The sequence below is a fragment of the Rhodoplanes sp. SY1 genome (assembly GCF_046000175.1).
GTDB lineage: Bacteria > Pseudomonadota > Alphaproteobacteria > Rhizobiales > Xanthobacteraceae > Rhodoplanes.
The window spans coordinates 1-7,489 of sequence record NZ_JBEOMB010000185.1; the positions used below are offsets into that span (position 1 = coordinate 1).

Below are 7,489 nucleotides of genomic sequence, written 5' to 3' on the forward strand. Positions count from 1 at the left end.
CCGGATCGTCCGCAGCACCCGGTAGATCGCCGGCACCACGTCGAGCGCTTCGCTCACGTCCTCGCCGATGCGATGCATCGCCCCGGCGCAGCACGGGCAGGCCGTGCTCTCCGGTTCGATCACCCTCTCGCAGCGGGGCAGATGCTTCGGCAACGCGCCGATGTTGCGGGTCGCCGGCTTGCGCGGCTGCTGTGGCGTCCGTTCCGGAGCCGAACGATCCTTGCTCGCGGTGACGTCGCTGGTCACGACGGCCGCTGTCGTGCAGAGGGCGGTGTCGCCGAAGTCGAGCGCGCCCTGGCCGGCATCGGCGAGCGGTTGCCGTTCGGAGCGCGGCCCGAAGACCATGGCCTTCAGGCTGTCCACCCAGGCCCGCAGCCGCTCGTTCTCAGCCGCGAGCGTCAACGCCAGAGCGGCGAGCCGGTCGGGGTCGGAGGGCAGATCGGCGGCGCGAAGCGGCATGCCCAAAGATACCTCGGAGCACACCGAATCGCCAGTCGAATCAACGCTTTTACGCCGCTCGCGTGGGCCTCTTCACGGGATTCGTGCCGACCCGTGTCCAGTCGAGCCCGGCGACCAGCATGGCCAATTGCGCCGCAGTCAGCGGGCACACGCCGTCCCGGATCGGAGGTTATGTGAACACCCCGTCCTCCAGACGTTTGGTCGCGAGAATCAGGCCCGACCCATCCCACATCAGGAGCTTCAGCCGGTTCGCCCGACGCTTCGAGAGGAACACGAACACGTCCCCGGCGAACGGGTTCTCCTTCAGCACCGTCTCGACCAGTGTCGCGAGCCGATCCATGCCGGCCCGGAAGTCGACCGGCTGCGTCGCCACCAGCACCCGCAACTCCGACCGCAGCGGGATCACCACAGCCCTCGAACCGCGCCCAGCACCGCCGCGAGCGTCGACTGGTCGACGCCGTCCGGAACCCGGATTGTCATGGCGCCGATCACGATCTCGATCATCGCCGACGCGGCGCCGCCCCCAGCGGCAGGCGCCGACTCCTCTTCCAGCGCGGTCGTCGAATTACCCTGCTCGCATGCGATCGACACAGGCACGAAGGATAGCGTGTCATCCTCCAGGTGCGCGCTCTCACGGCCGAGTGCGCCGGCCATTGCCTGCCGCCGCCATCCGAACAGCAGTCCGCCGTTCAAGCCGTGACGCCGCGCCACCTCCGACACATTCGCGCCGGGCTCGAAGCTCTCCGCCACGATCGCGGCTTTCTCCGCCGACGACCATGTCCGCCGGCGCCGCCGCCCCGTGATCACCTCGACCCGCTGGTAGCGCTCACCTTCGTGACTGTCTTGATGCCTGTCATTATCCATCGCGACACCTCGCATCGGTCCTGCCGACACGACCGTCTACGACGGCCCAGCCGCTCCCGACGAGGTGGGGCGCTCACGCCGGTTACGATGTTCTCGCGGCTCAAGGACTTCCGCCGCGTCGCAACGCGCTACGACAAGCTCGCCAGAAACTTCCTCGCCGGCGCAATCCTTGCCGCCACCGTCGCCTGGTGGCTCAATTGAGTCCCGACCCTAGCCATGGATGAGTCCGGCGCGTGGTGATCACGATTGCGCGCCTTCCGGGGCTGCTCAGGGCGAGGGCGCAGTACTGCGTCACCATGCACGCAGTGCGTCACCCGGCGGTGTCCTCGATTAGGTGCGATCGATTCGACCGTGAAGTTTAGGGAAGCCATTGAATGCGCGAATGTATTCCCGCTCTCAAAGGATGCGCGCACCAGGCGATCGCGACCACCGATTGAACGAACCCGCTGCTCGGTAGGCGGGGTGGGGCTGCTGCTGAGGTGAGGCTCCTGTCTGAGAGACTGAGGACTGCCAAGACCACCCCTCTCGGATCAGGAGAGCTCGATGGCTACGATGAGCCCGCTGCGTCGGCGAATGATCGACGACATGATGGTTCGCAACCTGTCGGGCGACGATCACGACCGATCCGACGCCCTCCCGGCCTGTCCGGACTGCGGCGGCCTCGTGCGGCGTGTCGCCGTCGTGCCACGCTCGCCTTGCTCCCTTCGGCCGTTCTGCTGCGACACGTCATGACACGAACCCGAAGGATCTCGACGCACCGATCACGTGTTGGCCCGGAACCGCCGATCGTGATCCAGCCCGATCCGCCCATGTCCGCGTCGCGACCGGCGAGACCGCTGTCGCAACAGTATCGACAGCAGCATCCCAGTGCGTCGAATCGTCGGTCGCGTCGACCAATCGCCCCTCGGTTGCCGAGCCGCACGCGTCATCCGGATTCCGATGACCCGCACCCTTCCGACACTTCTCCCATAGGGCTCTCGACGCCCGCGGCTTCGCTCAATCTGGCTTCATTAAGGTCGCACTCGGGCCCTCCCGCAGGCTTCTCGGTGAATCGCGACCTCACAGAAGCCTCCAGATTCTCAAGGAGAACTGAGCCGGATAGGTCGCGTTGGTTTGAATTCCACCGACCCGTCCAGCCACCAGGAACACCGCCTCTGGACGACGCTCGGCGATGAATGTCTCGACATCGGGCTGTTGTGTCAGATCGAGCTGATCGCGGTCCGCGATCATGGCCTCCAGTCCTCCAACGCCAGCAGCAAACTCGCGGATCGGCAACCGTCAGGTGGCAGACCTCGGCGACCGTCTCGTCCTTCGAGCAGTCGTTGACGAATATGATCTCGTACCGGTCGGCGATGCCCGGGAGGGCGCTGATGAATTTCGGCAAAGCGGGTTGCCATCGGACCGACGATGGGGGGCAGCCACCTTTTCGTCGACAGCACCTCCCACCGGGACAATCTGATGGACAAGGCCGTGTACCTCGACTTCGTGATCGATGTGATCCGCAGTATGGACGGCAGCAGGGCTTCGAGTACTGCTGCGTAGATGCGTGGTCGAGCGCGAATTGGGCTTGATGCGCTGGCGTTAGAAAGTTACTCGTTACCGCTCCGTCCGTCTTCGGAATGAATTCCGCTTCTTCAAACGGACACCTAGGCCACCACCGTTCTCAGGAATAAACTCTACGCCAGCGGTCTCTATCGCCGTCTGTATTTTATCAGCTGTATTAGCTCTTCCACCGAGTTCGCCGTCCTCTGACTCCAGTCGTGCGATCGTAGGCTCCGACACCCCAGAATGATGGGCCAAGTCGGACTGCGACCACCCTAGCAGCGCCCTTGCGGCTTTTAACTGTCGGATCGTGACCACGGCGGCTGCACCTCAATTGATAGAAAATCTATTGACAGGAAGCGTAGGTGTCAGTAATATAAATTCTATCATTATGGCCGCTCGGATCGGACAGGCCGGCTGAATGACACTCGGACACGGTTTCACAAAAAAGGAAAACATCATGGTCACGGCTGAGGCGAACGACCGCCGCACCTTCCTCGGCGGCTCCGATGCCCGGATCGTCATGGGGCGGGACGAGCGTGCGCTGACGCGCCTGTGGCGCGAGAAGCGCGGCGAGGTGGCGCCGCGCGACCTCTCGAACGAGCTCGTCGTCCAGCTCGGGCAGGCGACCGAGCCGCTCAACCGGCGCTGGTACGAGAAGAAGACCGGGTATCGGGTTGGCCACGTCCAGCGGCGCGTCGCGCATGTCGCGCTGCCGTGGATGGCCGCGACGCTCGACGGGCTGGTCCAGGAGACCGGGGCGGTGTTCGAAGCCAAGTTCATGTTGCCGTGGTCGTTCTCGGAATCGGCTGCGGTCAGGAAGCACATGGCCCAGCTCCAGCACAACATGCTCGTCGTCCAGGCCCGATCGGCGGTGCTGTCGATCATCACCGGAGGCGGCAAGTGGGTGCTGGTCGAGGTCCAGGCCGACCCACTCTACCAGACGATTCTCCGCGCCGTGGAGAAGGCGTTCTGGCGGGCCGTGCAGACCGGGGAGGCACCCCGGCTGTGGGACGACGAGCTCCCGGAGCCGCGGCTGCAGGCGATGCGGGTGGTCGACATGGCGACATCGAACGCCTGGGCCGAGTACGCGACGCTCCTGCGGGGCACGCACCCGGCCTCGCTCGCGCACCAGCGGGCCCACGCCGAGCTGCGAGCGCTCCTGCCGTGGAATGCCAGCGAAGCCTCGGGGCATGGGGTCCGCGTCGTGCGCACCGAAGCCGGCCGGGTGACGATCAGCCTGACCGATCACCGCAGGGTTCCGCCGCAGGAGGCTTTGCGCGGTGCTGCAGTGGGTTCAGGGGGCCCGGTCCAGGAGGCTGCGCCGAGGTTCGGCGCGAGGCGGTCGCCCGCGTTCCGGGTGGTCGACCGGTTTCGCGACGAGCCCGGACGGGCGGTGGACGGCTGGGTGGACTTCCCGGCGTCCAGCGACGCCCCCGAGCTCGGTGTGGAGGCGCCGGCCGGAAAGCCCGGCCCGGACGGGGTGGAGGAGGAGGGCGGATCGGTGCCGACCGGCACGATCGACAAGAGCGTGCTGCCGATCGCGACGCCGAAGCGTCGTCGCGACAAGGCCCATCTCGGCTTCGTCGCGCGGCGGCCGTGTCTCGTCTGCGGCCGGCGGCCGTCCGACCCTCATCACCTGCGCTTCGCCCAGCCCCGTGCGCTGGGCCGCAAGGTCTCGGACGAGTACACGGTCCCGCTCTGCCGCACCCATCACCGGGCGCTCCATCACTCTGGTGACGAACGGCGCTGGTGGACCGCGGTCGCGATCGAGCCGATCGCGGTCGCGCAGTCGCTCTGGAGCACCTCGCGCCGCTCCGAAGCGAGACGCCGGCAGCTGTCGTCGAAGACGGGTCCCGATCCCGCCTCGGCGGCCTGAAGCGGGGAGGGCGTCCCGGCTCACGCTCACGCGTGCTCGGGGTCGCGTCCGCTCTCGCTCCCTGTCTGCCTGCCTCTCACTCCCTCTCTCGCCCCCCAAAGACCACCAACAACCGGACCACCGGAGGCTTCCGCATGCGCATCGACAAGAACGAGACCATCCTGGGCTACAAGATGACCTTGATCCGTGACCTGTTGCGCCGGATCAGCAGCCGCATCTGGACCGACGGGGACATCGCCGCGCATTTCCACATCCCCATCGCCCGGGCCGAGCAGCTCGCCGACGCCCTCATCCGGCGCGGCTTGCTCACGCTGAAGCCGGACGCCGAGGGGAACGAGCGCGACCTCGTGGTGACGGATCTCGGCCAGCGCCTGTGTGCGGCCCGCTTTCTCAAGCCGATCGCGAGGAGCCGGGCCGACGCGATCATCGCCGACACGCTCGTGCGGATCGAGGCCATCAATGCCCGCGACGAGCTCGTCTACCGGATCGCGGAGGCGCACGTCTTCGGCAGCTACTTTCGCGGGGAGGCCGAAGTCTCGGATGTCGACCTCGCCGTCCGCCTCGCGCGGCGTCGGCCCGGATCGAAGTTGTCCGAGGAGAACATGGACCGGGTTCGCGCGAGCGGTCAGGTAAGCCTCACCTTCCTGCGCATGCTGACGTTCGGCTCGAACGAGGTCCTCAAGCTGCTGCGTGGTGGCGCCCGCCACCTCCATGTCACGCCGTGGGACGTCTTCGAGGAACTCGGCCGAACCGCGGCCCGTCAGAACCGCAGGACCCGCGGCGGCCGGCTGCACCGAACCGGCCGGTGCCACTCAGGCCCGCCGCCTGAGGCACGATCGAGCCGCACACGACCCGTGCCGCGGGGCGAGGAGGGGCGCCCCAGCGGACCTGGACCAAGCGCTTATCCGATGACGATAGAGCCGGTGAGACGAGCGAGACAACCGAACGGACCACGGAACGCCCTATGTCCGACGACATGAACGACGCGCCGGCTCCCCTGTGCGGCTTCTCCAGTGACGAGATCCGGTCCCTCCTGCGCCGGATCGGCGATCAGATCTGGCACCCGATCGACTTCACCTTGCGGCTTCGCATTCCCCCGCGGGCCGGCTTCGATCTTGCGAACGCCCTCCTGGCCCAGGGGTATGTCGCGGGCGTCGCCGGGTGGCGCGCCGACAAGGGCCGGCTCCCGGGCCTCGAGCTGACGCCGCTCGGCCGGCGTCTGACCCGGGAGCGCCGGCTGCAGCCGATCCCGCGCCGGCAGGCGGCGGCCATCCTCGCCAAGGTCACGGCGCGGATCGCGGATGTGAACGGCCGCCCCGGCTTCATGCATAGGATTATCGAGGCCCATGTGATCGGGAGCTGGTGCTGGGCCGAGGAGGAGGTGACCGTGGTCGATATCGGGATCCGCCTCGCTCCGCGGCCCGAACCCACGCGCCAGATGAAGCAGGATCTGGCCGCACAGCACGACGTCGTCGCACGCCTGGCGCGTCGGTGGAAGGTGCTCGACGTCGCCGAAATCCTGCGGCTGGTTCAGGGCCGCACGCCGCACCTGCGCGTCTACGACTACCACGACGCCTCGCAGGTCGGGCCGTGGCGGGAGCGCATCTACCCGCCGGCGACGGACGAAGGCGACGGACGGTCCGTGTCGAGCACGGAGCCGGCCCGGGCGCGGCGCCGGATCGGGCGGTCGAAACGGCGCCGGGTGTCGGGAACAAAACATAAACAAAGAGGGTGACGGTGGCCACTCCGCACGAATCGACCTTGGCGCCGCGCTCTTCTGTTCGACCGGGCGAACATCATCACGGTTACGTGTTATGCCGGCACCGTATCGAAAGTGACATTGGAGAGGCTGTCGATGCGAGTTGCGATGATCGGCACCGGCTATGTGGGGCTCGTGTCCGGGGCCTGTTTCGCCGACTTCGGCCACGAGGTGACCTGCGTCGACAAGGACGCCGGCAAGATCGCGGCCCTGCAGGCGGGCGAGATCCCGATCTACGAGCCGGGCCTCGACGCGCTGGTCGCCTCGAACGTGCGGGAGAAGCGGCTCGACTTCACCACGACGCTCGCCGGGCCGGTGGCGGCGGCCGACGCCGTGTTCATCGCGGTCGGCACCCCGTCGCGGCGCGGCGACGGCCACGCCGATCTCTTCTATGTCTACGCCTGCGCCCGCGAGATCGCGGCGGCACTCGACGGCTTCACCGTGGTGGTCACCAAGTCGACCGTGCCGGTCGGCACCGGCGACGAGGTCGAGCGGATCATCCGCGAGACCCGGCCGGACGCCGAGTTCGCCGTGGTGTCGAACCCCGAGTTCCTGCGCGAGGGCGCGGCGATCCGCGACTTCAAGCATCCGGACCGCATCGTCGTCGGCACCACGGACGAGCGCGCCCGCAAGGTGATGACCGAGCTCTACCGGCCGCTGTATCTCAACCAGGCGCCGCTGATGTTCACGGCGCGCGGCACCGCCGAGCTGATCAAGTACGCGGCGAACGCGTTCCTCGCGACCAAGATCACCTTCATCAACGAGCTGGCGGATCTGTGCGAGCAGGTCGGCGGCGACGTGCAGGAGGTGGCGCGCGGCATCGGCCTCGACAACCGCATCGGCTCGAAGTTCCTGCATGCCGGTCCCGGCTACGGCGGCTCGTGCTTTCCGAAGGACACGCTGGCGCTGATCAAGACCGCGCAGGACAACGGCACGCCGCTGCGCATCGTCGAGACGGTCGCGGCCGTCAACGACCAGAGGAAGCG

The 7,489-nt window shown here is 67.4% G+C and carries 8 protein-coding genes and 3 pseudogenes; 6 read left to right on the forward strand and 5 right to left on the reverse strand.

Going from position 1 to position 7,489, the window contains the following annotated elements:
- The 3 genes and pseudogenes from ABTU92_RS27820 to tnpA all read right to left on the reverse strand — a co-directional run.
- The coding region (locus ABTU92_RS27820) for an IS66 family transposase zinc-finger binding domain-containing protein (protein ID WP_408094830.1) at window positions 1–459 on the reverse strand (459 nt) is incomplete at its 3' end.
- A gap of 49 nt (window positions 460–508) precedes the next feature.
- Window positions 509–868 (reverse strand): annotated as a pseudogene (gene tnpB / locus ABTU92_RS27825) (IS66 family insertion sequence element accessory protein TnpB).
- The gene (tnpA, locus tag ABTU92_RS27830) at window positions 862–1,323 is read right to left on the reverse strand and encodes an IS66-like element accessory protein TnpA (protein WP_408094831.1); all 462 of its coding nucleotides are present in this window, start codon (window positions 1,321–1,323) and stop codon (window positions 862–864) included. The pseudogene tnpB and the gene tnpA overlap by 7 nt, the downstream one beginning before the upstream one ends.
- 87 nt (window positions 1,324–1,410) lie before the next feature.
- Here tnpA and ABTU92_RS27835 point away from each other — a divergent pair.
- Window positions 1,411–1,524, forward strand: a pseudogene (locus ABTU92_RS27835) (IS5/IS1182 family transposase); the annotation flags it as partial.
- Window positions 1,525–2,382: 858 nt separating this feature from the next.
- On the opposite strand, the gene ABTU92_RS27840 reads toward ABTU92_RS27835, so the two are convergent.
- Window positions 2,383–2,553: an NAD-dependent epimerase/dehydratase family protein gene (locus tag ABTU92_RS27840; protein ID WP_408094832.1), complete on the reverse strand. Its 171-nt coding sequence runs from the start codon at window positions 2,551–2,553 to the stop codon at window positions 2,383–2,385.
- A 189-nt stretch (window positions 2,554–2,742) separates the two neighbouring features.
- Between ABTU92_RS27840 and ABTU92_RS27845 the strand changes: the two are divergent.
- Window positions 2,743–2,905: pseudogene (locus ABTU92_RS27845) on the forward strand (IS5/IS1182 family transposase); the annotation flags it as partial.
- A gap of 14 nt (window positions 2,906–2,919) precedes the next feature.
- Here ABTU92_RS27845 and ABTU92_RS27850 read toward each other — a convergent pair.
- Window positions 2,920–3,183, reverse strand: coding sequence for a helix-turn-helix domain-containing protein (locus ABTU92_RS27850; protein WP_408094833.1), 264 nt, complete (start codon window positions 3,181–3,183; stop codon window positions 2,920–2,922).
- A 142-nt stretch (window positions 3,184–3,325) separates the two neighbouring features.
- Between ABTU92_RS27850 and ABTU92_RS27855 the strand changes: the two genes are divergently transcribed.
- From ABTU92_RS27855 to ABTU92_RS27870, 4 genes are all read left to right on the forward strand, one after another.
- Window positions 3,326–4,744 carry a YqaJ viral recombinase family protein gene (locus ABTU92_RS27855; protein WP_408094834.1) on the forward strand — a complete coding sequence of 473 codons (1,419 nt, stop codon included), beginning with the start codon at window positions 3,326–3,328 and terminating at the stop codon, window positions 4,742–4,744.
- Between the two features lie 134 nt (window positions 4,745–4,878).
- Window positions 4,879–5,724, forward strand: a complete 846-nt coding sequence (locus ABTU92_RS27860; RefSeq protein WP_408094835.1) for a nucleotidyltransferase domain-containing protein — start codon at window positions 4,879–4,881, stop codon at window positions 5,722–5,724.
- Window positions 5,709–6,479, forward strand: coding sequence for a hypothetical protein (locus ABTU92_RS27865; protein ID WP_408094836.1), 771 nt, complete (start codon window positions 5,709–5,711; stop codon window positions 6,477–6,479). The genes ABTU92_RS27860 and ABTU92_RS27865 overlap by 16 nt, the downstream gene beginning before the upstream one ends.
- Window positions 6,480–6,599: 120 nt before the next feature.
- A partial coding sequence (locus tag ABTU92_RS27870) for a UDP-glucose dehydrogenase family protein (RefSeq protein WP_408094837.1) occupies window positions 6,600–7,489 on the forward strand: 890 nt, incomplete at its 3' end.

Coding starts and splice junctions, on each gene's coding strand:
- tnpA (WP_408094831.1), bottom strand. CDS start 1,323: ATGGATAATGACAGGCATCAAGACAGTCACGAAGGTGAGCGCTACCAG.
- ABTU92_RS27840 (WP_408094832.1), bottom strand. CDS start 2,553: ATGATCGCGGACCGCGATCAGCTCGATCTGACACAACAGCCCGATGTC.
- ABTU92_RS27855 (WP_408094834.1), top strand. CDS start 3,326: ATGGTCACGGCTGAGGCGAACGACCGCCGCACCTTCCTCGGCGGCTCC.
- ABTU92_RS27860 (WP_408094835.1), top strand. CDS start 4,879: ATGCGCATCGACAAGAACGAGACCATCCTGGGCTACAAGATGACCTTG.
- ABTU92_RS27865 (WP_408094836.1), top strand. CDS start 5,709: ATGTCCGACGACATGAACGACGCGCCGGCTCCCCTGTGCGGCTTCTCC.